21 protein-coding genes and 2 pseudogenes are annotated in these 24083 nt (G+C 72.5%); 11 read left to right on the top strand and 12 right to left on the bottom strand.

What is annotated here, in order from left to right:
- The first annotated feature begins 41 nt into the window (after nucleotides 1–41).
- On the top strand, nucleotides 42–1133 hold the full coding sequence (locus DJ476_RS13805; RefSeq protein ID WP_112490642.1) for an IS630 family transposase: 1092 nt from the start codon (nucleotides 42–44) through the stop codon (nucleotides 1131–1133).
- Nucleotides 1134–1184: 51 nt separating this feature from the next.
- Here the strand turns inward: DJ476_RS13805 and DJ476_RS13810 are convergent, their stop codons facing one another.
- A complete protein-coding gene (locus DJ476_RS13810) occupies nucleotides 1185–2156 on the bottom strand; it encodes an alpha/beta fold hydrolase (RefSeq protein ID WP_112490643.1) in 972 nt (323 codons plus the stop codon).
- Between the two features lie 642 nt (nucleotides 2157–2798).
- A complete protein-coding gene (locus DJ476_RS13815; protein WP_019764618.1) occupies nucleotides 2799–3491 on the bottom strand; it encodes a metal-dependent transcriptional regulator in 693 nt (230 codons plus the stop codon).
- A gap of 219 nt (nucleotides 3492–3710) precedes the next feature.
- Between DJ476_RS13815 and DJ476_RS13820 the strand changes: the two genes are divergently transcribed.
- Entirely contained in the window at nucleotides 3711–4466 is a 756-nt protein-coding gene (locus DJ476_RS13820) for an SIS domain-containing protein (RefSeq protein WP_112490644.1), read from the top strand.
- 127 nt (nucleotides 4467–4593) lie between these two features.
- Here the strand turns inward: DJ476_RS13820 and DJ476_RS13825 are convergent, their stop codons facing one another.
- The gene (locus DJ476_RS13825) at nucleotides 4594–5760 is read right to left on the bottom strand and encodes a sensor histidine kinase (protein ID WP_103419107.1); all 1167 of its coding nucleotides are present in this window, start codon (nucleotides 5758–5760) and stop codon (nucleotides 4594–4596) included.
- 53 nt (nucleotides 5761–5813) lie between these two features.
- A complete protein-coding gene (locus DJ476_RS13830; RefSeq protein WP_112490645.1) occupies nucleotides 5814–6590 on the bottom strand; it encodes a response regulator transcription factor in 777 nt (258 codons plus the stop codon).
- Nucleotides 6591–6720: 130 nt separating this feature from the next.
- On the opposite strand from DJ476_RS13830, the gene DJ476_RS13835 reads away from it, so the two are divergent.
- Genes DJ476_RS13835 through DJ476_RS13855 form a run of 4 tightly spaced genes read left to right on the top strand, consistent with a single transcriptional unit; the run spans nucleotide 6721 to nucleotide 10383 of the window.
- The gene (locus DJ476_RS13835; protein WP_112490646.1) at nucleotides 6721–7260 is read left to right on the top strand and encodes a hypothetical protein; all 540 of its coding nucleotides are present in this window, start codon (nucleotides 6721–6723) and stop codon (nucleotides 7258–7260) included.
- Complete coding sequence (locus DJ476_RS13840) at nucleotides 7257–8321, top strand: efflux RND transporter periplasmic adaptor subunit (protein ID WP_208853495.1); 1065 nt, start codon at nucleotides 7257–7259, stop codon at nucleotides 8319–8321. Before DJ476_RS13835 ends, DJ476_RS13840 begins: the two co-directional genes overlap by 4 nt.
- Nucleotides 8318–9145 carry an ABC transporter ATP-binding protein gene (locus DJ476_RS13850; RefSeq protein ID WP_318294667.1) on the top strand — a complete coding sequence of 276 codons (828 nt, stop codon included), beginning with the start codon at nucleotides 8318–8320 and terminating at the stop codon, nucleotides 9143–9145. Before DJ476_RS13840 ends, DJ476_RS13850 begins: the two co-directional genes overlap by 4 nt.
- Entirely contained in the window at nucleotides 9142–10383 is a 1242-nt protein-coding gene (locus tag DJ476_RS13855) for an ABC transporter permease (protein WP_103419089.1), read from the top strand. The genes DJ476_RS13850 and DJ476_RS13855 overlap by 4 nt, the downstream gene beginning before the upstream one ends.
- 109 nt (nucleotides 10384–10492) lie before the next feature.
- On the opposite strand, the gene DJ476_RS13860 is transcribed toward DJ476_RS13855, so the two are convergent.
- Nucleotides 10493–11962, bottom strand: coding sequence for a PAS domain-containing protein (locus tag DJ476_RS13860; RefSeq protein ID WP_103419088.1), 1470 nt, complete (start codon nucleotides 11960–11962; stop codon nucleotides 10493–10495).
- Between the two features lie 404 nt (nucleotides 11963–12366).
- Nucleotides 12367–12993: a pyridoxamine 5'-phosphate oxidase gene (gene pdxH / locus DJ476_RS13865; protein ID WP_103419087.1), complete on the bottom strand. Its 627-nt coding sequence runs from the start codon at nucleotides 12991–12993 to the stop codon at nucleotides 12367–12369.
- 270 nt (nucleotides 12994–13263) lie between these two features.
- On the opposite strand from pdxH, the gene DJ476_RS13870 reads away from it, so the two are divergent.
- Both DJ476_RS13870 and DJ476_RS13875 read left to right on the top strand, forming a co-directional pair.
- Nucleotides 13264–14364, top strand: a complete 1101-nt coding sequence (locus DJ476_RS13870) for a citrate synthase 2 (protein ID WP_103419086.1) — start codon at nucleotides 13264–13266, stop codon at nucleotides 14362–14364.
- A 236-nt stretch (nucleotides 14365–14600) separates the two neighbouring features.
- Nucleotides 14601–15164: a VOC family protein gene (locus DJ476_RS13875; RefSeq protein WP_112490648.1), complete on the top strand. Its 564-nt coding sequence runs from the start codon at nucleotides 14601–14603 to the stop codon at nucleotides 15162–15164.
- 40 nt (nucleotides 15165–15204) lie between these two features.
- Here DJ476_RS13875 and DJ476_RS13880 read toward each other — a convergent pair whose 3' ends face one another.
- On the bottom strand, nucleotides 15205–15888 hold the full coding sequence (locus DJ476_RS13880) for a DUF4232 domain-containing protein (RefSeq protein ID WP_112492509.1): 684 nt from the start codon (nucleotides 15886–15888) through the stop codon (nucleotides 15205–15207).
- 251 nt (nucleotides 15889–16139) lie between these two features.
- Complete coding sequence (locus tag DJ476_RS13885; protein WP_112490649.1) at nucleotides 16140–16754, bottom strand: SMI1/KNR4 family protein; 615 nt, start codon at nucleotides 16752–16754, stop codon at nucleotides 16140–16142.
- 445 nt (nucleotides 16755–17199) lie between these two features.
- Between DJ476_RS13885 and DJ476_RS13890 the strand changes: the two genes are divergently transcribed.
- Nucleotides 17200–18585 (top strand): cytochrome P450, encoded by a 1386-nt coding sequence (locus tag DJ476_RS13890; protein ID WP_112490650.1) that lies wholly within the window; start codon nucleotides 17200–17202, stop codon nucleotides 18583–18585.
- Nucleotides 18586–18873: 288 nt separating this feature from the next.
- Complete coding sequence (locus tag DJ476_RS13895) at nucleotides 18874–19206, top strand: SCO4225 family membrane protein (protein WP_112490651.1); 333 nt, start codon at nucleotides 18874–18876, stop codon at nucleotides 19204–19206.
- A gap of 177 nt (nucleotides 19207–19383) precedes the next feature.
- Here the strand turns inward: DJ476_RS13895 and DJ476_RS13900 are convergent, their stop codons facing one another.
- Together DJ476_RS13900 and DJ476_RS13905 are read right to left on the bottom strand one after the other, a co-directional pair.
- On the bottom strand, nucleotides 19384–20499 hold the full coding sequence (locus tag DJ476_RS13900) for a sensor histidine kinase (protein WP_103419081.1): 1116 nt from the start codon (nucleotides 20497–20499) through the stop codon (nucleotides 19384–19386).
- A gap of 6 nt (nucleotides 20500–20505) precedes the next feature.
- Nucleotides 20506–21426 (bottom strand): response regulator transcription factor, encoded by a 921-nt coding sequence (locus DJ476_RS13905; RefSeq protein ID WP_208853496.1) that lies wholly within the window; start codon nucleotides 21424–21426, stop codon nucleotides 20506–20508.
- 199 nt (nucleotides 21427–21625) lie between these two features.
- On the opposite strand from DJ476_RS13905, the pseudogene DJ476_RS13910 reads away from it, so the two are divergent.
- Nucleotides 21626–22215 (top strand): annotated as a pseudogene (locus DJ476_RS13910) (DM13 domain-containing protein).
- A 152-nt stretch (nucleotides 22216–22367) separates the two neighbouring features.
- Here the strand turns inward: DJ476_RS13910 and DJ476_RS13915 are convergent.
- Nucleotides 22368–23482: pseudogene (locus tag DJ476_RS13915) on the bottom strand (methyltransferase domain-containing protein).
- Nucleotides 23479–23616 (bottom strand): hypothetical protein, encoded by a 138-nt coding sequence (locus DJ476_RS35145; RefSeq protein WP_208853497.1) that lies wholly within the window; start codon nucleotides 23614–23616, stop codon nucleotides 23479–23481. Before DJ476_RS35145 ends, DJ476_RS13915 begins: the two are co-directional and overlap by 4 nt.
- Between the last annotated feature and the right edge of the window lie 467 nt (nucleotides 23617–24083).

Genomic DNA, 24083 nt, shown 5'->3' on the forward strand with positions numbered 1-24083 from the left:
TTCTGAGTTAGGAATTCTGTTCAGATGTATAGGCTTGGCCTGTGGCGCGTACTGGGCGGCCGAAGGCCGAGTTGATCCTGTCGGGTGAGGAACGGGCCGCGCTCGAAGGGTGGGTGCGGCGTCGGTCCACGCCGCAGGCGTGGGCCTTGCGCTGTCGGATCATCCTGGCCTGCGCGGAGGGCGCTTCGAATAAGGACGTTGCTGTCCGGCTCGGCTCGACGCCGCATGCGGTGGGCCGGTGGCGTGCGCGTTTTGTCGAGCACCGGATCGCCGGCCTGGGCGACATGCCCCGCTCGGGCGGTCCCCGGACGGTGACCGACGAGCGGGTGGCCGCATTGGTCACCAAGACGCTGGAGTCGGCGCCGAAGAACGCGACCCACTGGTCGACGCGGTCGATGGCGAAGGAACTGGGCCTGTCGCAGTCGACCGTATCGCGGGTCTGGCGGGCGTTCGGCCTGCAGCCGCACCGCTCGGAAACGTTCAAGCTGTCGACGGATCCGTACTTCGTCGACAAGGTCCACGACGTCGTCGGCCTCTATCTGGACCCGCCCGAGCGGGCCCTGGTCTTCTGCGTCGACGAGAAGTCGCAGATCCAGGCCCTGGACCGCTCTCAGCCGGTGCTGCCGATGATGCCCAAAGTGCCGCAGCGGGTCACGCACGACTACGTCCGTGCCGGCACCACCACCCTGTTCGCCGCACTCGAGGTCGCCACCGGCAAGGTCATCGGTTCCCTGCACCGCCGCCACCGCGCCGAGGAGTTCAAGAAGTTCCTCATCAAGCTCGACCGGGAAGTGCCGGACGGCCTCGAGGTCCACCTGGTGCTGGACAACTACGCCACCCACAAGACCCCGGCCATCAAGACCTGGCTGCTGGCCCACCCCCGGTTCCACCTGCACTTCACACCGACCGGGTCGTCCTGGCTCAACCTGGTGGAGCGATGGTTCGCCGAGCTGACGAACAAACGGATACGGCGAGGCGTCCACAAGACCGTCCAGGCCTTGGAGAAGGACATCCGGACCTGGATCGCAGCCTGGAACACCGACCCCAGGCCCTATATCTGGACCAAGACCGCGGACGAGATCCTCGAACGCCTCGCCTCATATCTGAACAGAATTCCTGACTCAGGAGACTAGCGCGGCCCGCAAGTCCTCGGACCCGCAGGCCTCCGGAGCCTCAGGCCCCCGTCACGGGGCGACCGGCTCCCGGTCGCCCCGGGGGTCCTCGGCGAGCTGTTCCAGGAACGGCTCGACCGCCGCCCGCCACCCGTCCGGCTGGTCGTAGTGGACGAGATGGCCCGCGTCGGCCACCTCCGCGTACTGGCCGCGGGGCAGGACCCGCACCATCTCCTGCGCCTCGGCCCGGCCCAGCTCCCCGTCGAGCCCGCGCAGCACCAGGGCGGGGCAGCGGACCTGCGCCAGCTCCTCCCAGTGGGCGTCGAAGACCCAGGTGGCGCGGGAGCGGAGCATCTGACGGCGGGAGAAGACCGGGCGCCAGCCGTCCTCGGTCTCCGTCATCACCTCGGCGTAGAACTCGCCGCGCGAGGGGTTCGGCCGCTCCACCCAGGGGTCGTCCTCACCGAACCACTTCCGGACGTCGGCCAGCGTGGCGAAGGGCAGCGGCCAGGACGCGAACCAGTCGGTCCACTCGCGCTGCGAGGCGGCCCCGAGGGCGGAGGCCCGCATGTCGCAGATGACGAGGGCGCGCACGAGGTCGGGGCGCTTGGCGGCGAGCTGCCAGCCGGTGAGCGCTCCCATGGCGTGGCCGACGACGGTGACGGGCCCGAGCCCGAGCTGTTCGATGGCGGCCTCGGCATCACCGACGTACGCCTCGCGGGTGTACGGGCCTTCGGCCGGCTTGTCGCTGCGGCCGTGGCCGCGCTGGTCGAGGCCGACCGCGCGGTACCGCTCGGAGAGCCAGCGGGCGGTGGGCGCCCAGTGGGAGGCCCGGCCCATCAGCCCGTGCAGCAGTAAGACCCCGGGGGCGCCGGGAGCCTGATCCGCTCCGGGCGCCCGGTCCGCGCCGGGGGCTTGGCCCGTTCCGGGGGCGTGGCCCGCGCCCTCCCCGACCGTCCCCGTGTGCTCCTTCGGCGGATCCGCGAACTCCCACGCCGCGAGGCGTGCGCCGTCGGATCCGGTCACATCGATGCGCCGCACCATGGTCCTGGCACCCCCTTCTGGTCCTCGGTCACTCACCGCGTGGTCGCACAACGCCAGACTATCGAACTCTTATTCGAAAACAGGGGTTCGCCGCTCAACACCCCACGTTCGAGTGACACCCGGCGAGGATTGCGGCCGGGCGCCCTGGGGAGATCTCCAACGGGAGGCGGACCGCTCGGGGACAGGGGTCCGCAGGGAATGACCTTGAGAGCTCGGGGCTCCAGGTCAGCACAGGGGAGGACAGACCCCGGCGCCTTCGGGCGCCGGGGTCGACGTCTGTCCACGACAACGATGGCAGAGAGAGCTGAGACCCGCGGAGCCGACGCGGAACCACCCCTGACCAGGGCATCCGGAACCACGGCAACCACCGGACGGCGGGCGTGCCGATACGACGGGCGCATTCCCTGCTCCCTCCCCGACCGTGCCGACCGCATCCGGTCCGGCACCCTCAGGTCATATGCCTGGCCTCAGCCTGGCACGCGATCCGCCCGCCCGCTGCCATTCCGAGGGAAACCCACCCGGCTCCACTCCAGCCCGCCCGGCGTTCGAGGACGGAACCTCCGTCCGGGGGAGCGGCGCCCGGAACCACCGCCCGGGCCCCGGGGGCCCGACCGGCCCCCCGACGCCAAAGGCGTCACCGCGTCAGCGCTTGGCGACGAACACGTGCGAAGCGACCTCCGCGTCCAGCTCAGCCGCCTCCCCGCTGGACCCGACCAGCACTCCGCCGGGCGACTCCGTCACGCTGACGACCGAACCGGGCTGCACCCCGGCCCGCCGCAGCGTGTACATCAGCTGGGCGTCCGTCTGGATCGGCTCTCCGATCCGCCGCACGACCACGGTCTTGCCCTCCGCGCCCGGGTCCAGCTCGGCCAGGCTCACCATCGAGGCGTCCAGGAACGGGTCGGCCTCGGCCTTCTCGCCCAGCTCCTCCAGGCCCGGGATGGGATTCCCGTACGGAGACTCCGTCGGGTGGCGCAGCAGCTCCAGCACCCGGCGCTCCACGGCCTCGCTCATCACGTGCTCCCAGCGACAGGCCTCGGCGTGGACCTGCTCCCACTCCAGGCCGATCACATCGACGAGCAGGCACTCGGCCAGCCGGTGCTTGCGCATCACGCGCGTGGCGAGGCGGCGGCCCTCCTCGGTCAGTTCCAGATGGCGGTCGCCCGCGACCTGGACCAGGCCGTCGCGCTCCATGCGGGCCACCGTCTGGCTGACCGTGGGACCGCTCTGGTCGAGCCGTTCCGCGATCCGGGCGCGCATGGGGACCACGCCTTCCTCTTCGAGTTCGAGGATGGTGCGGAGATACATCTCCGTGGTGTCGATCAGTCCGGACATACGTGCCCCTCGATGCTGTGACAGAAAACGTCGTGCGATGGCCCTCCACCAATTCTGACGCATCGCACCGACAACCGTGCCGTGCCGGTCGAAGACCGTGCGACAACCGGACCACGGGGGGCGTCAGGCGGTATTGACAGGCCACTGGTCCAGACCGCAACGTGATCGGCGGCACAGCCATTCCCGCCCCGCAGAATCCCGTCGAAAGGGTCCTTCCCGATGAGCGACAGCAAGCTGGCCGGTCAGTTCTTCGATGCGGCGATCGGCCTGCTCCAGCGGGTACGGGACGAGGAGTCGGACAACATCGCGGCCGCCGGGACCGCCATCGCGGACACCGTCGAGGCGGGCGGCCGGCTCTTCGCGTTCGGCGCCGGGCACTCCTCCCTCGCCGCCCAGGACGTGGTCTACCGGGCGGGCGGGCTGGCCCTGATGAACCTGCTCACCGTGCCCGGCACCGTCGGCGTGGACGTCATGCCCGCCACCCTCGGCTCCGCCCTGGAGCGGGTGGACGGCCTGGCCTCGGCGGTCCTGGACTCCAGCCCCGCCACCGCCGGGGACGTCCTCGTGATCATCTCGCTCTCCGGCCGCAACGCGCTCCCGGTCGAGATGGCCCAGAACGCCCGGGCCCTCGGGCTGAAGGTGATCGGCGTGACCTCGGTGGCGTACGCGGAGAACACCCGCTCCCGGCACACCTCGGGCGGCTTCCTGCGCGACCACTGCGACATCGTGCTGGACAGCAAGATCGCGATCGGGGACGCGGAGCTGACCGCCCCCGGCGTCGAGGCCCCCTTCGCCCCCGCCTCCACCGTCGTGACCAGCGCGATCATGCAGTCGATGATGGCTGCGGCGGCCGAGCGGCTGGTGGCGCGGGGCATCGAGCCGCCGCTGCTGCGCTCGGGGAACGTCGACGGCGGCCACGACTGGAACGGCCGGGTGATGACGGAGTACCGGGAGCGGATCTTCTACCGCCACTGAGCCGCGGCTACCGCCACCGGGCCCCGCTACCAGCACTGAGCCCCGGCTGCCCGGCTACCACCGCCGGGCCCCGGCCACCCGGCGACCGCGAACCCGGGCCCCAGCTGCCACCACCGGGCCCCGGCCCTCACCCACAGGTGGGCAGCGTGACCCGGGCCGTGAGTCCGCCGCCCGGGTTCGCGGTCGCCGTGGCCTCCCCGCCGTGCGCCCGGGCCACCGACGCCACGATGGAGAGCCCGAGCCCCGCCCCCTCCCCCGGCGCGTGGCGGCGCGCCCGCGCCCGGTGGAACGGTTCGAACAGCAGCGGTACGGTCTCCGGCGCCACCACGGGCCCCGTGTTGGCGACCTCCAGCCCGCCCGGCCCGACCCGGACCCGGACCGTCCCGCCCGGGTGGTTGTGGCGCAGCGCGTTGGCGACCAGGTTGTGCACGAGGTGGTCCAGGAGGACCGGGTCGCCCTGGACGCCGGCCGGCCGGGCCGCCACGTCGACGGTGACGTCCCGTTCCGCCGCCTCCGCCGCCAGCGCCTCGGTGACCGTGGTGGTGGTCGCGCCCAGGTCGACCGGTTCGCGCCGGCGCAGCCCCTCGTCGGAGACCGCGAGGAGGAGCAGCCCCTCGATGAGCTGCTCGCTTCCGGCGGCGGTGTCGATGAGCTTCTCCCGGATCCAGGCGACCTTCTCGGGCGGCGGGTCGTCCGCGAGCCCGATCTCGGCGGCGGCCCGCTGCACGGCGAGCGGGGTGCGCAGCTCATGGGCGGCGTTGGCGGCGAACCGCTGCCGGGCGGCGACCAGCTGCTCGATCCGGTCGAGCATCCCGTCGAAGGTGTCGGCCAGCTCCTTCAGCTCACCGGGCGGGGCCTTCAGCGCGATCCGCTCGTGGAGATTGGAGCCGGAGAGCCGACGGGCGCGGGCGGTGATGACCCCGACGGGCCGCAGTACCCGGCCCGCCATCCACCAGGCGAGGCCGACGGAGAGCGCCGCGTAGACGGCGAGGGAGAGCGCGGAGACCGTGAGCAGCCGGCTGAGCGCGGCGTCCCCGGCGGCGGTGGAGACCTTCTGCGCGACGGCGTACTGCCCCGGCTGGACGACGGTGGTCTGCGCCCAGTCGGAGGTGGGCAGCGCGGGGCCGGAGGCGGCGTCCAGCCGGGAGGCGGGGACGGCGGGGGCGACGGCGGTGAGCACGCTGCTGTAGAGGCCCTCGCTGACCAGCACGTAGACGAGCCCCATGAGCAGGGCCCCGGCCAGCGTCAGGAGGCCGCCGTAGAGCGCGGTGAGACGGGCGCGTTCGCTGCTCACGGCCCGCCGCCGCCCGTGGACGAGCCGCTTCCCGTTCGCAGGCTGCTTCCCGTTCACGGCGTGGCACTCCCGGTCCCGGGCAGCGAGGTGCCGCTCCCGATCCCGGGCAGCGGGGCGGTACTCCCGGTCCCGGGCAGCGGGGCGGTGCCGCTCCCCGTCCTCCCCACCGGGCCGTCCCCGATGCGGTACCCGGCGCCCGGGACGGTCTCGATCACGGGCGGTGCCCCCAGTTTCGTACGGAGTTTGGACAGGGTGACCCGGACCGCGTTGGTGCGGTAGCTGGTGTCCTCCTCCCACACCTCCTCGATCAGGTCGTCGCCGCTGACGACGGCGCCCTCGGCCCGCAGGAGGGTCTCCAGGACGGCGAACTCCTTGCGGGAGAGGGCGAGGAAGCGGCCGTCGCGGCAGACCTGGCGGCGGGCGGTGTCGAGCGTGAGCCCGGCCCGTTCCAGGACCGGGGGGAGGGCGGGGCGCGAGCGGCGGCCGAGGGCGAGGACCCGGGCGAGGAGTTCGTCGTACGCGAACGGCTTGGTCAGGTAGTCGTCGGCGCCGAGCCCGAGACCGGCCACCCGGTCCCGTACGGTCCCCGCGGCGGTGAGCATCAGGATCCGGGTCAGCAGCCGGGCGCCGACGACCTGCCGGCAGACCTCGTCGCCGTGCAGCCCGGGCAGGTCGCGGTCGAGGATCATCACGTCGTACGCGCCGAACCGGAGCTTCTCCAGCGCGGTCGGCCCGTCCGGGGCGATGTCCACCGCGACGGCGTCACGGCGCAGCCCCTCGGCGATCATCCCCGCCAGGAATTCCTCGTCCTCCACCACCAGCACACGCATGGGCCCCTGTGTACCCGAAAGCGATGTTTCGCCGGTGTAAGCATCGGGGCTGAGAGAAACGAAACCGCCTCCTCGCGCACGCTCGGCCCCGTCCGTACCCGGCCTGTCAGCACCGTACGAGGAGCCCCTGATGAACACCCTCCCGAGCACCCGGATCCCCCTGGCCCCCCGGTGGGGGCGCGGCCTCGCCGTCTTCCTGTTCGCCACGACCGTCGCCCTCTCCGCCACGGCCTGTGCGGGCGGCGACAGTGACGACGCCGGCAGCGGGACGAGGAACGAGGGCTCGGCCTCCACCACCGAGAAGACGGACGAGGACCAGGCGCTGGAGCACCGCAAGTGCCTCCGTGAGCAGGGTCTGGACATCCCCGAGCCGAAGCCGGGCGAGAACGGCGTGGGCGTGACCATCGACGGCGGGTCGAAGAGCCGGAAGGAGATGGAGAAGGCGTTCAAGGCCTGCGAGGACAAGGCGGTCGGCGGCGGACGCAAGGAGCTGTCCCAGGCGGAGAAGGACAAGATGGTCGCCTTCGCCCGGTGCATGCGGAAGAACGGCTTCGACATGCCCGACCCGACCTTCGACGGCGGGGCGGTGGCGGCCATGCCCGCACCGCAGGGCAAGGACATGAAGAAGTTCGAGCAGGCGAACAAGGCGTGCGAGAGCGTGGGCCGATGAGGCGCGGACGGGCGGTGGCGGCGGTCGCGGCGGTGCTCGCCGTGACGGCCGGGACCATCGCGGTCACGCAGCTGGGCGACGACGGGGGTACGGCCCCGGGCGGCGCGAAGAGCACCGGGCTGCCCCCGGCCACCGCCCCGGTCGAGCGCGGCGACCTCCAGGACAGCGCCCAGGCCGACGGGACCCTCGGCTACGACCGGCAGCGCAAGGTCAACGCGGGCGCGGCGGGCACCCTGACCTGGACCCCGCGCACCGGCTCGACCGTGGAGCGGAACGAGCGGCTGTACGAGGTCGACGGCCACCCGGTGCGGCTGCTGTACGGCTCCGGGCCCATGTACCGGACCCTGAAGCCGGGCGACAAGGGCCGGGACGTCGAGCAGCTGGAACGGAACCTCGCCGCCCTCGGCTACACCGGCTTCACCCCCGACACCGAGTACACCGAGCTGACGGCGTCGGCGGTCAGGCGCTGGCAGAAGGCGCACGGCGAGAAGCAGACGGGGAAGGTGGGCCCGCAGGACATCGCGTTCGCACCCGGCAAGGTCCGGATCAAGTCCGTGGAGACGCCCGTGGGCGACCTGGCCCAGCCCGGTGCGCCGGTCCTGACCACGACCGGCGACGAACGCATCGTGACCTTCGAACTCGACGTGGCGGAGAGCGCGTTGGCCAAGGCGGGCACGAAGGTGACCGTCGAGCTGCCGGACGGCACGAGCGCCCCCGGCACGGTCTCCTCGGTCGGCCGGACGGCGAAGCCGGGCAAGGACCCGCAGGACGACGGCCCCAAGGTGACCCTGACCGTCTCCTTCGACCGGCCGGAGAAGGTCGGCGGGTTCGACCAGTCGCCGGTGACGGTGAACCTGACCGGTGAGACCCGCGAGGACGTGCTGACGGTCCCGGTCAACGCGCTGCTGGCGCTGCCGGGCGGCGGGTTCGGCGTGGAGGTCGTCACCGGCGGCTCGGTGCGCGAGGTGAAGGTGGAGCTGGGGATGTTCGCTGAGGGCCGGGTCGAGGTGTCGGGCGGCGGGCTGCGCGAGGGGATGAAGGTCGGGGTGCCGAAGATATGACGAGCACCGGCACGGGTACCGGCCCTGGCGCCGACGCAGGCACTGGCACCCACTCCAGCCCCATCGCCGGCACCGGCACCGGCACCGGCACGGACCGCGTCGAGGACTCGCGTACGGTCGTCGGCCTGCGGGGCGTCACGAAGGAGTACGCGGGCGGGGTCACGGCCCTGCGCGGGGTGGATCTGACCGTGGCGGAGGGCGAACTCCTCGCCATCGTCGGCCCGTCCGGCTCCGGCAAGTCCACGCTGCTGCACATCGTCGGCACCCTGTACCGCCCCACCACCGGCTCCGTCCACATCGCGGGCCACGACGTGGCCGCCCTCTCCGACCGCCGCCTCTCCGCCCTGCGCGCCCAGCACGTGGGCTTCGTCTTCCAGGCGTTCCACCTGGTCCCCGGCGTGAGCGCCCGCGACAACGTGGCCGAGGGCCTGCTCTACTCCGGCCTCCCCCGCTCCGTACGCCGCCGCAGGGCCGCCGAGGCGCTGGAGCGGGTCGGGCTGGCGGACCGCCTGGACCACCGACCGCACCAGCTCTCGGGCGGCCAGAAGCAGCGGGTGGCCATCGCGCGGGCGGTGGTGGGCGAACCCGCCCTGCTGCTGGCCGACGAGCCGACGGGGGCGCTGGACTCGGCGTCGGGGGCGGCGGTGATGGAGCTGCTGCGGGACCTGAACCGGGAGGGGGCGACGATCGCGGTGATCACGCACGATACGGAGATCGCGGCGGGGCTGCCGCGCGAGGTGCGGATCAGGGACGGCGAGGTGGTGGCGGACGTACGGAACGTTCCGGCTCCGGTGCCACCCGTGGAGACAGGGGCAGGGCTGTGAGCCGGGACCGGGGCACGGCCCGGAACCGCGACCGGGACACGGCCCGCAAGCGCCTGAGGGCGGCCCGCCTGGGCCCCCGGGACGTCCTGCACGTCGGCTCGTCCGGCCTGCGCAGCCGCCCGATGCGGGTGGTCCTCTCGGCCCTGGGCATCGCCATCGGTATCGCGACGATGATCTCGGTGGTGGGCATCTCCGCCTCCAGCCAGGCCCAACTCCTGCGCGAACTCGACAAGTTGGGCACCAACCTGCTCGTGGCTTCGCCCGGGGAATCGATGTTCTCCGGGCAGGACGTGCGGCTGCCCGAGGACGCGGCCGGGATGGTGGGCCGGATCAAGGGCGTCCAGGAGGTGGGGGCCACCGCCGATCTGAACGCGACCGTACGCCGCAACGAACGGATCGACGAGGGCGATACGGGCGGGATCGCGGTCAAGGCGACGACGGCCGACCTGCTGCGCGTCCTGCGCGGCGAGGTGCGCAGCGGCAACTGGCTCAACGCGGCGACGGGCCGCTACCCCTCGGTCGTGCTCGGCCATGTCTCCGCCGAACGCCTCGGCATCACGAAGCCGGGACAGCAGGTGTGGCTGGGCGGCCGCTACTTCACCGTCACCGGCATCCTCGCCCCGCTCCCCCTCGCCCCGGAGATCGAACGCTCCGCACTGGTCGGCTGGGAGGGCGCGAAGCGGCTGCTGGGCTTCGAGGGCCACCCGACGTCGGTGTACGAGCGGTCGGACGACGCGGTGGTGCAGGACGTACGGAAGGTGATGGCGGCGACGGTCGACCCGCGGAACCCGCAGAACGTGAAGGTCACCGACCCGTCATCGGCGCTGCGGGCGAAGGCGGCGACCGAGGGGGCGTTCAGCAGCCTGCTGCTGGGCCTGGGCGGCATCGCGCTGCTGGTCGGCGGGGTCGGGGTGGCCAACACCATGATCATCTCGGTGCTCGAGCGCCGGTACGAGATCGGCCTGCGCCGCTCGCTGGGCGCGACGCGGGGCCAGATCCGGATCCAGTTCGTCACGGAGTCCCTGATGCTGTCGGGCCTGGGCGGCCTGGCGGGGGTGGCGCTGGGTGCGGCGGCGACGGGGGTGTACGCGCACACGGGCGGGCTGCCGTGGGTGGTCCCGCTCTGGGCGGTCGGCGGGGGCTTCGGCGCGACGCTGGTGATCGGCACGGTGGCGGGCCTCTACCCGGCGGTACGGGCGTCCCGCCTCTCCCCGACGCTGGCGCTGCACGCGGCGTGAGGGGGCGGGGGCAGGGCTACCTCCCCACTCGCCGGCCCCGCCACCCGGGCCGGGCGGGCGGCGGGGACTCGGCGCTGGTCTCCCGACCCCGCCCCCACCCCTCCACCCCCTACTCCCCCGCCCTCACCGCCCGGGCCAGGTCGACGGCGCCCGCGACCCGGGCGGCGACCGTCTCCGCGTACGCCGTGTCCGGGCGTTCGAAGGCGGCCCGGTTCGCCGCGCGGAGGAACGTCAGGACGCCCAGCGTCCGCCCCCGGCTCCGGAGCACCGTGGACAGGGCGTGGGCCGCGTCCCGGGGCCAGCGCCGCTCCGCCGCCCAGGCCGCCGCGCCTTCCGTGCCCCCGGCACCCGCGCTCGTACGGACGGAGCCGGTGCGCTCGACGGCTTGGAGGGCGGGGTGCCCGGGACCGTAACGGACGGGGATGGAGCCGCCCGCGACCAGCAGGCACGGGCCGGGCGCGTCGGCGGGGGTGGCGGCCGTACGGACCAGGCGCTCGCCCTCCATGAGGTCGAGCAGGACGTGGTCGGCGAACCCGGCCAGGGCGAAGTCGAGCAGGGAGGTCGCGGCCTCCATCGGGTCCTCGCACTCGGAGACCGTACGGGCCGCCCGGTGCAGCTGCCCGGTCCGGAACCGCAGCCGGTCCGCCTCCTGCTGGGCGAGCTTCTTGGCCGTCACGTCCCGGAACATCCACCCGACCCCGAGCGGAACCGGCTCCTCCGTCAGCGGCGAGGCCAGCCGCAGGAACCCGCTGCGCCAGCACCGCCGCCGCTCGCCCTCCGCCGTCCGCAGCGTCACCCAGAACTCCGCCGGAGCCCCCGGCGCCCCTTCGGCGAGCACATGGGCGAGGGCGGCCTCCAACTCCTCCACGCCCTGGACCACCAGCTCGCCCAGCGGCCGGCCCAGCAGGCCCGTACGGCTGCCGCCGAGGGCACGGGCGGCGTACGCGTTGACGACGGTCGGGCGGAGGTCGACGTCGACGAGCACCACCCCCCAGGAGACGTCCTCCAGCAGCGCTTCGCTGAGCGCGATGGCGCGTTCCAGGTCGATCTGCGCGTGCACCTCGCTGAACGCGCAGTAGACCCCCGCCGGCTTGCCTCCGGCGCCCAGGACCCGGGCGGACTGGGTCCGCACCAGCACCCGGCTGCCGTCCTTGCGCAGCAGCGCGAACTCGTGGACCTGGCGCCCCGGCGCGTCCATGGCGGCCATCAGCCGCCCCTGCACCTCGTGCGCGTCGGCCCGGCGCACCGCCCACCCCGCGAACCCGGTACGCCCCACGGCCTCCTGGGCGGACCAGCCGAGGATGCGCTCGGCCTCGCGGTTCCAGTGGGTGACGGTGCCGCCCGCGTCGAAGGCGCAGAGGGCGGCGTCCATGCCGTCGAGCAGGGCGGCGAGCAGCTCGGCCCCGGAGTCGGCACCGGACCCGGCACCGCCCCCGGAACCGGAGTCGAGCGGCACGGAACAAGCACCCTGCCCGTCCGGACCACCCGGCCCGCCCTGCCCGTCGGCCCGGTCGGGCTCGTCGGGCTCTTCGTCCGGTCCCAGCGCGTCGGTGGTCCCGCTGCTCCTGGAAGCACCCACTCCGTACCCCCCGCAGAACGTGTCGGCCGTTTCCCCGCGCGTCACCACGCGTATTGCTGCACGTCAGACCATTGAACTCGAACGTGACCCAGCGCACATCCCACTTCGCCAAATAAATCGGTTGAACGGCCGCCGGGCCCGCTCCTAGGCTTCACAGCACACAGGAAAGGAGGTGTTCCGGAAGTGATTTCTCTTCGGACTCGTGAGGTGGCTGCGGGCTGACGCCCGTTGTCACGCACTTTCGCAGTGCATGGCCGGACGCCGGCCAATACCCAGCAGTCACCGACCCGCAGGCTCGCCGGTAAGTCCGGCCGGCTCCTTCGTGCACGGAGGACCCAGAGCCTGCGGGTTTCTGCGTTTTCCCAGATGAGAGCCCATCCGCTGGCTCCTTCGGCTCCACCGGCTTACGGACAGAGCCGCTCCACCCGCCAGGAACCGCCCTCCCTGACGTACCGCAGCCGGTCGTGCAGCCGGTTCCCGTGCCCCTGCCAGAACTCGATGGTTTCGGGCACCACGCGGATGCCGCCCCAGTTCGGCGGGGCGGGCACCTTCTCGCCCTCCGGGTAGCGCGCGGCCAGCTCCTCGTACCGCTCGATCAGCTCCTCGCGGGAGCCGATGACGGTGGACTGCTCACTGGCCCAGGCGCCGAGCTGGGAGCCGTGCGGCCGGGTACGGAAGTAGCCGACGGTCTCCTCGCGGGAGACCCGGGAGGCGGTGCCGGTGACGATCACCTGGCGGGCCATGGGGTGCCAGGGGAAGAGGAGCGAGACGTACGGGTTGGCGGCCAGCTCGCGGCCCTTGCGGGAGCCGTAGTTCGTGAAGAAGACGAAGCCCCGGTCGTCGTACTGCTTCAGCAGGACCGTACGCGAGGAGGGGCGGCCGTCCGGGGTGGCGGTGGAGACGACCATCGCGTTGGGCTCGTGGAGCACACCGCCCGCGGCGACCTGGCAGAACCAGCGGGCGAACTGGTCCATCGGGTCGGGGCTGAGATCGCGCTCGGTGAAGTCCTCGGAGCGGTAGTGCTCGCGCATGGCGGCGGGATCGATGGTGGAATCGACGGGAAGGGATTCCGATCCAGGAGAACGGTCTGGTGTGGGCACGGGCCCATCCTGCCGCAGCGGCCGAGTCTGCCCGGCGGGGCGTCCCCGTAACCGCGTACCGGAGGAATGGGGTCCTGTGCCGGATGTCACGCTTCCCCGCTCCCTGGGAACCCGCCAATATCTTGGGGCAGGGCGTCATGGGAACCCTCCGGGGCGCAGGGGACCGTCGCCCATCCACCGCCGAACCGAGGGAGCCGCCTGATGTCCGACTTCGTACCCGGTCTTGAGGGAGTCGTCGCGTTCGAAACGGAGATCGCCGAACCGGACAAGGAAGGCGGTTCGCTCCGCTACCGAGGGGTCGACATCGAGGACCTGGTCGGCCATGTCTCGTTCGGCAATGTCTGGGGCCTGCTGGTGGACGGGGCGTTCAACCCCGGGCTGCCGCCGGCCGAGCCGTTCCCGATCCCGGTGCACTCGGGTGACATCCGGGTCGACGTGCAGTCCGCGCTGGCGATGCTCGCCCCCGTCTGGGGGCTGAAGCCGCTGCTGGACATCGACGAGGCGACGGCCCGGGACGACCTGGCACGGGCCGCGGTGATGGCCCTGTCGTACGTCGCCCAGTCGGCGCGCGGCCAGGGCGTGCCGATGGTGCCCCAGAGCGAGATCGACAAGGCGCAGTCCGTCGTGGAGCGGTTCATGATCCGCTGGCGCGGCGAGCCGGACCCGAAGCACGTGAAGGCGGTCGACGCGTACTGGACGTCGGCGGCCGAGCACGGAATGAACGCCTCCACGTTCACCGCCCGGGTCATCGCCTCCACGGGCGCGGACGTGGCCGCCGCCCTCTCCGGCGCGGTCGGCGCGATGTCGGGCCCGCTGCACGGCGGCGCCCCGTCCCGGGTCCTCGGCATGATCGAGGAGATCGAGCGTACGGGCGACGCCACGGCGTACGTGAAGGGCGCCTTGGACCGGGGCGAGCGCCTGATGGGCTTCGGCCACCGCGTCTACCGCGCCGAGGACCCCCGCGCCCGCGTCCTGCGCCGCACGGCCCGCGAGCTGGCCGCCCCGCGCTACGAGGTGGCGGAGGCGCTGGAGAAGGCGGCCCTGGAGGAGCTGCACAACCGCCGCCCGGACCGGGTCCTGGCGACGAACGTCGAATTCTGGGCGGCCATCGTCCTGGACTTCGCGGAGGTCCCGGCCCACATGTTCACCTCGATGTTCACGTGCGCCCGCACGGCAGGTTGGTCGGCCCACATCCTGGAGCAGAAGCGCACGGGCCGCCTGGTCCGCCCGTCGGCGACGTACGTGGGCCCGGGCTCGCGGAACCCGCGCGAGATCGAGGGGTACGCGGACATCGTGGGGTGAGTCCCCGTGGGCGTGAGTGCCCGTGGGCGTGGGGCAGTGCGGTTTCCGGCGGGGCGGGGTGCGGTCCGCAGCGTCCGCTCAGCCGTACGGGGCTGCACGGTCTCCGGTGGGGCGGGGTGAGGGGTCGGCCGTCGGAGAGGCGGGGCACGTGAGGTCCGCTCGGTAGCCGGACGGGGCGGTGATCGTGCCGGTACGGGGTACGCGTACCGGCACATCTCCGACCCGAGGAGGCCACCGTGACCACCGCCCCGCGCCCGCCGCGACCGTCCCTGACCCTCTCCAGCACGGTGCTCGACGCCCCGGACGCGGCGGAGCTGGCGGACTTCTACCGCCGCCTCCTGGGGTGGGAGCCGGCGCAGCAGGAGCCCGACTGGGTGAAGCTGCTCCCGCCGGGCGGCGGCCCGGGCCTGAGCTTCCAGACGGAGAAGGCGTACACGCCTCCGACCTGGCCCGCCTCCCTGAAGGCGGACGGCGACCAGCTCACGATGCTGCACCTGGACTTCGAGGTGACGGACCTGGAGGCAGGGGTGGCCCACGCGGTGGCGGAGGGCGCGACACCGGCGGAGTTCCAGCCTCAGCACGACGTACGGGTCCTCTTCGACCCGGCGGGCCACCCGTTCTGCCTGTTCGTACGCGACCGGGTCCCGGGCGGGACTCCGGCGATCAGCCCGGAGTGGGTGGCGGAGCAGGCCCGGGACATCAGAACGCAGGACCCACTGGTGGCGGAGGCGGTGACCCCGGACCGGCGGGAGACGACGGAGGAGCCGGAGCGGGGCCCGGGGGACGGGGTCCCGGTCTGACGAACTCCGCCCCCAACACCTCTCCTCCCCTTCCTTCCCCTCAGTTGAAGGGAACGGCGTCCTTGGAGACGGTGTGCCAGTTGGTGACGACGGGCTTGTCGACGGTGATGGTGCCGACCGTCAGGGAGACGGGGTTGGCGTCCTCGTCACCGATGGCGAGGACGATGCTGTCCAGCTCCTTGCCGCCGTCGGCCTTGGTGGTCTTGGGGTTGACCCCGGCGTAGGCGACGGTCCCCCCGCTCAGCGTGATCTGCTTCCCGACGGACTGCTCGGCGGGCCCGGCCTCGGTCCCGTCGGACCCGAAGGCGACGGTGGGCAGCGCGGCCGGCAGGACACAGGTGATCCCGGACTTGGCCTTCGCCATGACGAGGATGTACCCACCGCCCTGGCTCATGGTCCGGGTGCTCCAGGAGAGATCGTTGGCCCCGCAGACCTGCCCGACCCGCCCCGGCTCACCGCTCTCGGTTCCTTCGGTGGACGGGGTCTCCTCGGGTGAGCCGGACGGGGAGGCGTCGGGAGCGTCCCCGGAGGCGGCGGGCTCGGCCGATTCGGAAGGCCCGGCCGAGGGGCTGCCCGTACCGGCGGACGGAGAGCTGCTCTGCGCGGCCCCGGCGTCCCCGCCCCTGCTCCCGTCCGTGTCCTGACAGGCCATCATCAGCAGGGCGCCGCCCACGAGTGCGGCGGAGACGAGGAGGGCCTTGCGGCGGTTGCGGTTGCCGAACAGGAAATCCCCTGAGTACGTGTGAGTACGTGGTCGACGGTCCGCCCCGGACACGCTTCCCGGTTTCCCGTTGCGCTCCGGATCACCCACTAGGAGCGCGCGGCGAACCGAGGGGATGCCTGCCTGCGTCTTCATTCCCGGACACCGCTGTCACAGCCCGGTGACATGACCACGAGGCACCGAGCCCGGCGTGCTGGGGCCGCCGACCACGTAACCCCCCACCGACTCAATGCCGTCAGGCGGCCACCCCCTGATCAGCCCATGTCCTCGTACCCGTCGTGGAACAGCGCGGAGAAGCTCGGAAACTCCTCCAGATCGCCGTACTTGGGCGTGAACAGATAGGCGGCCCATTCGCCGTCCGGCCCGGCATCGGTCGGATCGAGCAGCCAGAAGTCCTCCCCTGCGGCGACTTCGACGCATCGGCGGAACAGCTGCACGTAGTCGTCGTTGTCGGGATCCTCGCCATAGATCCGTATCAGGTCAGACCCGGCATCGCTGTCCCGCATCCACACCACTTCGCCGCACGGATGAACAAGGTCCACCCACCCCTTCACCCGCTTCCACCCGTTGCTGGCCAGGAAGAACCCCCGGAGACTCGAAGGAAACCTCACCCCGAGCCGCTCCTCGACCGCTACCAACTCCTGCTCCCCAGCAGGTGCTTCACCGAGCCACTGCTCCAGCCGCCCTTCCTCCTCCAGCAGATCCCACTGGTCCTCGTCCAGCAGGTCGGCCAGTTCCCGGTCGGAGGCCTCCTCCTTCATGTACCGCTCGTCGTACTGCTCCAGAAAGCGACGCCACTCCTCGGGCGTGGTCAGGACGTCAGTAACTTCACTGTCTTCAGGCTGGGTTGTCTCATCCATGCGGCTCATGCTCGCAGGTACCTATGACAACGCCCCCTGCCTCCGGACGGGCTGACCGGCGGACCGGCGGATGGAACCGCACCGACCTGGACGCGGCTGGCGCTCCTGTGCCACGCGCAGCACCGAGGAAGGGCGCTCCTCAAGAAGTAAGCAAAAACAGCCCCTCAGCCGCATAAATCCCCAGGTCACGGAGGGGTGGTCCCCGCGCGTGCGGGGATAGCCCAGAAGCTCAAAAGGCCCACAGAAGCCGCCGTACCCGAATGAACCCACCGGGCGTCGGCTAACGGCCTGCCATGCCACCGCGCCGCCCACGGCCAGGGCACCGAGCACCGAGCACCGAGCACCGAGCACCGAGCACCGAGCACACGTAACGCCGCCCTCGTCCGACTCGTTGTCGCGAGAGGCGAGAGACATGGGTGGTCGACGCCCGCGGAGCCCAGGAGGCTTGGGAATCATGATCGAAGAGGGCGGCCCCGGGGGATGCCCGGCATCGCGGGAGGAGCCGCGCGTCGCGCACTCCCGTACGCTGCGGTTCTGGCTCGATCCGGCGAATATCGCGGTGCGCCTCGGTCAGGCAGGCCCCGTCGCCCGGACGAAGGCCGGGCCGGCGGTCGCCTTCCAGGTCAACGACCCGTCGCTGCTCAGAAGAGTCGGCTGCGGGGAGGACACCTTCCAGGCCTGGAGCGCGGACCCGTGCCTGCGGGACTTCACCGGGAACGGTTTCGCCGGGTCCGAGGGGCAGGCCCACCGCGACCGGCGCGCGCTGATGAAACCGGCGCTCGCGGCGCCCCGCCTGACGGCGCTGGGACCGTCCGTACGGGACAGCACCGAACGCCTGATCGCGGACCTCCCCACCGACCGCCCCGTCGACATCCCCTTCGAGATGAGCCGCCTCGCGGCGGGACTCGTCATCGAGACCGTCCTGAACAGCGCCATCTCCCCGGACACGCTGACCGAGCTCGCGCGGGCGCGTTCCGTGCTGTCCGCGGGGGTGTTCTGGAAGTACGCGCTGTCGCCGTGGCCCTGGGTGCCCACGCCTCGGCGGAGCGCCTTCCGCCGTGCGTTGGCGACGCTGGACGAGGCCGCCCAAGAGGCGTACGTACGCCACCGGCCGGACGCGGACGGAAACGACGTCGTCTCCCTGCTCAAGCGCTCCACCGACGACCGGCCGGACGCGGCGCTGCACGACGTGCGTGCGCTGCTGTTCGCCGGCATCGAGGCCACGGCCTCGACATTCGCCTGGGCCTGCTACGAGTTGGGCCGCCACCCCGACCACCAGACCGCCATCCGGGCCGAGGCCGACGCCGTCCTGGGCACGGACGCGCCGGCCGACGCCGCACAACCCCGTCTGCTGCCCCGTACCGCGGGATTCGTCTCGGAGGTCACACGGCTCCACGGCATTCCGTTCCTGGTGCGCCGCCCCCGCCAGGCGACGTACGTGGGCGACCAGCCGGTACCCGCCGGGGCCCTGGTGACCCTGCCCCTGGGCGCACTGCGCCGCGACCCCGCGCGGTACGCACGGCCGGAGGAGTTCGACCCGCTGCGCTGGGCGCCCGAGGCCCGGCCCCCGCTCTCCCCCGCCGCCCTGTTCCCCTACGGCCTCGGCCCCCGTTACTGCCCCGGCGCCGCGGCCTCCGAGATCATGGTGCCGGTCGCGCTGGCGAGCCTGGTCCGCTCACGGACGCTCCGTACGGCACCGCCCGGCAGGACCGTCCGTGTCAGCCTGGAACTCACCCCCATGCCCAAGGGCCTGACCATGGTCGCCGCACCTCGTGAGCCGAACCCGCCCGTGCCCGGACCGATGCCCGGCGAGCAGACCCACTCCGTCCGGCGGCCCTGAGCGAACCGCTCGAAGACCGAAGCCCCCCACCGACGCACAGCCCGAACATCGGGGCCCCGGCCCCAGAAGACCGCAGTTCACTCGCTGCCCCCCTCGCTTGCGGCGGGGCGGCCCCCAGGGCGACCGCTCCACGTGGACAACCTCGGTACAGACCCCGCAGGTTGGCCTACGGATGCGAACGTGAGTACGGCAACTCATGTGGCAAGCACCAGCACGCGGCAGAGTTCCGGGCGGTGGCAGAACAGACACCGCACCGGACATTCCGACGTTCCCAAGGAGAGCCGACACATGGCCAAGATTTCTCGTTCGCCGGCGCAGACCCTCCGCCACTTCCTGGGGAACCCCCTGGCCCTGGGCTACCTGGGCATCGTGCTCGGGGTGTGCCTGTGGGTCGCCGTGGACGCCTTCTCCGCCTCGTCCTCCGGAGATGCCAGCTTCGCCGGAGTGTGGGCCTTGCTGGCCACCGCCCCGACGTCGCTGCTGGTTCCCTTCGAGGGCCCCGTAGCCCTGATAGGGATCCCGATCGGTGCCTTCGTTCAGGCCGTCGCCCTCGGCGCCATGTACCGGTACGTCACCGAGCGACGGGCCCGCAGCACCGCGAACGGCGCCGCCGGAGCCTGACCCGGCCCTGTCGAGGACGTTCTCCGCTCGGAAGGCGGGGAACATCCCCGCCTCGTCCGTCTCCCAGCGGATCAGGCCCGTGCCTCTTGTACCGTCCGGCGTGCAGATCGAAGCCGCGGCGGACGAGAGGGAACGCCCCGCCGCCGTCAGGTGCCGGACCGGAAGCCTGCCGACGCACTACCGGGCGGGCGCTACGGGCAGGGTGACCTCGAAGCAGCAGCCGCCCTCCACGTTGCGGACGGCGGCCCTCCCCTGGTGTGCCTCGACGATCCCCGCCACGATGGCCAGCCCGAGCCCCGCCCCGGTCGGCGGCGTCCGGGCGTGGTTGCCGCGCCAGCCCGTGTCGAAGACGCGCGGCAGGTCCTCCTCAGGGATGCCGCCGCAACCGTCGGTCACCGAGAGGACGACGTCCCCACCGGTGCGCCGGGCCGCCACCGCGACGGTGCCGTCGGCCGGGGTACGGCGGATCGCGTTCACCAGGAGGTTGCCGAGCACGCGGCTCATCTCCTTGCCGTCGACCTCCACCGGCGCGTGGTCGACCTTCGCACCGACCAGGCGTACGCAGCGCTCCTCGGCAAGGGCGTCGGCCCCGGCCAGGGCGTCGGCGACGAGGTCGTAGACGGAGACGCGGGCGAGGCTCAGGGCCAGGGCCCCCGCGTGGATGCGGGACAACTCGAAGAGGTCACCGACCAGGGTGTCGAGGTGCTCGACCTCGGCGCGGATCTGGCGCAGATAGCGCTCGGGGTCGGCCGCCACGCCGTCCTCCAGCGCCTCGGACATGGCACGCAGGCCGGCGAGCGGAGTCCGGAGGTCGTGTGAGATCCAGGCCACCAGTTCGCGCCGGGAGTGCTCCAGGGCGCGTTCGCGGTTCCGGGACTCCGCCAGCCGGGCACTACTGGCCTCCAGTTCTGCGCTCAGGGCCGTCAGTTCCGCGGTGGCCGCCTGCGCGGGCACGGGAAAGGTGCCGCCCTCGCCGAACGAGCGGGCTGCCTCGGTCAGCGCCACGCTGCGGGCGACCACCCAGCGGCCGAGCAGCAGCGCGGTCGGGAGCGAGACGGCGGCGGCCATCGCCACGACGATGACGACGACGTTCAGGTCGTGCCTCGACAGGAACATCTCCCAGGCCACGGCCAGTGTTCCCAACAGCATCGCGAGGACCGCGACAGCCGCCACGACCGTGAGAACGACCACCAGGGATCGGCGCCTCAGCAACCGCAGGGCCAGGGCTCCGAGCAGACCGGCCACCGCGGCCCCCAGAAAGGCCAGGAGGGCGATGACGAGGATGTCCAGCATGGCAGTTCAGCCTTCGGCCGTCGCGGAGCACCCGGGTCGATCGAGTCGGTCGGTTCGCGCGGGAGGGACAGGGCCGTCCGGCGGGCCGGGCGGCATGGGCCGGCGGCCGAGCACTCCGGACCCGCTCACGTCGCTGACATCCCCGGCATACCCGGTGAGTCCGGCGCCCTCGCCTCCCTCGCCGCCCTCGCCTCCCTCGCCGCCCCCGGCGCCCTCGTCGCACCCGGCGTCGAGGCGGTAGCCCATCCCCCACACCGTCCGGATCAGCCGCGGCCGGGCAGGGTCGTCCTCGACCTTCCCGCGCAACCTGCGGATATGGACGGTGACGGTAGACAGGTCGCCGAACTGCCAGCCCCACACCTCACGCATCAGTTCCTCTCGGCCCACCACCCGCCCCGGGTTGCGCAGGAGGAAGACCAGCAGGTCGAACTCCCTCATGGTCAGGGCCAGGTCGTCCCCTCCCTTGGAGACGTGGCGTGCCGCCGGGTCCACCCGGAGGCCGCCCACCAGCATCGGTGCCCCGGAGACGGCTGCCGGGCCGGTACGGCTGCGGCGGAGTACCGACTCGACGCGCAGGACGAGTTCGCGAGGGCTGAAGGGCTTGGTGACGTAGTCGTCCGCCCCCACCTCCAGGCCGAGGATCCGGTCGTCCTCGTCTCCGCGCGCCGTGAGCATGATGACCGGCACCGGGCCCTCTGCGCGGAGCCGACGGCAGACCTCCAGGCCGTCCATGCCCGGCAGCATCAGGTCCAGGACCACCAGGTCGGGCCGGTGCCGCGCGGCGCACTCCAGGGCCGCCGCGCCGTCGTCGGCGCGGGTGACCTCGTAGCCGGCGCGCCCCAGGTAGCCCGCGACGACCTCGGCCACGGTCAGGTCGTCGTCCACGACGAGCACACGGAGCCCTGCGTCCGGCGGTGGTGTCTGCATGGGTCCAGCCTCGCACCGCCCGGGGCCGACCGGGCCGCCAGGCCCCGGTGCGACCATCGGCGTTCCTGTTTCGTAAGAATCTGAAGTCCGTTGTGTCCCGTCGTCTTCCCTAGGGTGGTTTCCGCGCCTCCCGCGCTCTCCGAGGCAGTCCCCCGCCGCGGCGGGGGCCCGTCCGGCCGGCCGACGAAGATGAGGAACCATGACCATGCCCGACCCGACGCCCCGAGACACGCGGAAGCGACGGCGCCCGAGTGCGCCGGTGATCACCGGCGCGGTGATCGCCTTCGCTCTGGTGGCGACCGCGGGACTGTACTGGTTCCAGCCCTGGAAGCTGTGGCAGGACGAGACGGTACGGGAGGAACTCGCCGTACCCAGCGTGCCGCCACCGACGGCTCCCCCCGCCCCGGCGACCCCTCACCCACGGCGCCCCCCGGGCCGAAGACCCTGGCCACCGGCGAGCTGATCAGCCACGAGCACCCCACGACCGGCACGGTGAAGGTGGTGCTCCTGCCTGACGGCTCACGCACGCTGCGCCTGGAGAACCTGGACACCAGCAACGGTCCCGACCTGCGGGTGTGGATCACCGACGCCCCGGTCAAGGAGGGGAGAGCGGGGTGGCACGTGTTCGACGACGGCGCGTACGAAAGCCTCGGCAAGCTCAAGGGCAACAAGGGCGACCAGAACTACGCGCTGCCGGACGAGATCGACCTGAACCGGTTCACCAGCGTGAGCATCTGGTGCGCGCGCTTCAGCGTCTCCTTCGGGGCCGCCGAGCTGGCCACCGTCTGACATCGACCGGTCGGGCGGGCCCGGTGGTCGCAGGGGGCGCCCGACCGGCTCGGCCTCCTGCTGATGCACCCCGGCCGGCCACATGCTCACGGGCCCCGACCCACGCACGGCCCAAGGCCCCTGGCCGCACGCACAGCCAGGGCCCACGTACCTCACGTTCCCACCCAACCCCGAGCGGGCCGGACGACCTCCGACGGCTCCCGCAGCCACACCTGCTGCCCCCGGCTGGTCACGGTCAGCCCGAACTGGTCGGCGCCGGGGCGCCCCGCCGACTCGTACTCCCACCAGACCTGTTCGATCTCCTCCCAGAGGAGGCCAGGTCCGTACTGCCACACCTCCGCCCCCGTGGCGGCCGTGGCGGCGGCTCCGTCCTCGCGGGTGACCCAGACCTGGGCGCCGTCGGCGGTGTCCTGGTGGATGAGGCGTACGCCGGGCAGCCGTGCCCCCGCGTACAGCGCGAACCCGAGGTCGAGCAGCCGGACGGGGTCCAGGCCGCCGCACGGGCCCGCCCCTTGCCCCGTACCTCGTGGAGATCGGGCACCCGATGGGACCGCATCGGCATGTACGTCGCGCCGCCGCAGAACGGCCCCACCGCCGTACCGTCCTCCCGGACCTCCAACCGGACCAGAGCACCCGACCAGAACGCACGGGCGAGCGGGGCGACGACGATCCCGCCCGGCCGAACCTGCCGCAGCAGCGCGTACGGGACGTACCTCAACGCGCAGGTGGCGATCAGCCGGTCCACCGGGCCCAGCCCCGGCCACGGCTGCTCACCGTCCCCGACCCGCAGGTGGGGACGGTACCCAGCCTGGGCCAAGGCCTCCGCCGCCTGCTCGGCGACCACGGGGTCCAGCTCGACGCTGTGGACCAGGTCGTCCCCGAGCCGCTCGCAGAGCAGGGCGGCGACGTAACCCGTGCCGGTCCCCACCTCCAGCACCCGCGACCCGTGCTCCACCTGGAGCAGTCCGAGCATCCGGGCCGTCATCGAGGGCATGGAGTTCGACGACGTGGCGATACCGGGTCCGCCTTCGGCCCCGTCGTCGAGCTGCGTGACCACCGGCTCGTCGCTGTTCACCAGCGCCAGCCACTCGTCCGCCTCCACGACCGGTACGCACCGGTCCGGCAACTGACGCCAGACCCGCTCCGGTACGAACCGGCTGCGGGGTACGGCCTCGAACACCCGCCGCCACCGAGCGGTGAGTAACCCCCGGTCGGCCAAGTCCTGTACCAGGGCCGGGTACGTGCGTGCCTGACGAGCGGCGCTCACGGCTGCGGGGCGTACGTGGGGCGGCTGCCGTCCGGAGACGGCTTCGGCTCCGAGGGCGGTGTCCACGGCTTGTCCGACGGCGGCCCGGCGTGCTTGCCGCCGTCGGCAGGCCAGGGGTAGTGATCATCGTTCATCTCCTCTGTTCATTCGCTGTGTTGAGGTTCCGAGGTGGTGGAGCCGGTAGATCCCGTACGGCGGAAAGACGTCGACGCGACGCGGGCAGCCGCCCTCGGCACACCCGCGGCACAGAAGATCCCGACCGCGAACGGTGTGCCGTACGGCGGTGACCGGGTCCCGCCAACACGCCTCGCACGTACGGACATCGGTGGGCGACAGGCGGATGCTCATCCAACGGCCCTCGGATCGACGTCCACGGCATGGCACGAGCACGCGCACCCCGGCTGCCGGCAAACGGCGTGCACGTGATCCAGGCCGGACACCAGGGCGCTGCGGCAGATGATGCTGTACGGGCCGTTCGCCCCAGCCGACAGCCCGCCCACGTGCGCGTCGGCCCCGTCAGCCGAAGCGGTCAGAGCAGCGTGTCGAAGCAGCGTCACCCCGTGCTCCGGGCAGTGAGCCCCCGTGTCGTCCTCGACGGGGA

It is taken from the genome of Streptomyces bacillaris, assembly GCF_003268675.1.
In the GTDB taxonomy this organism is placed as follows: domain Bacteria; phylum Actinomycetota; class Actinomycetes; order Streptomycetales; family Streptomycetaceae; genus Streptomyces; species Streptomyces bacillaris.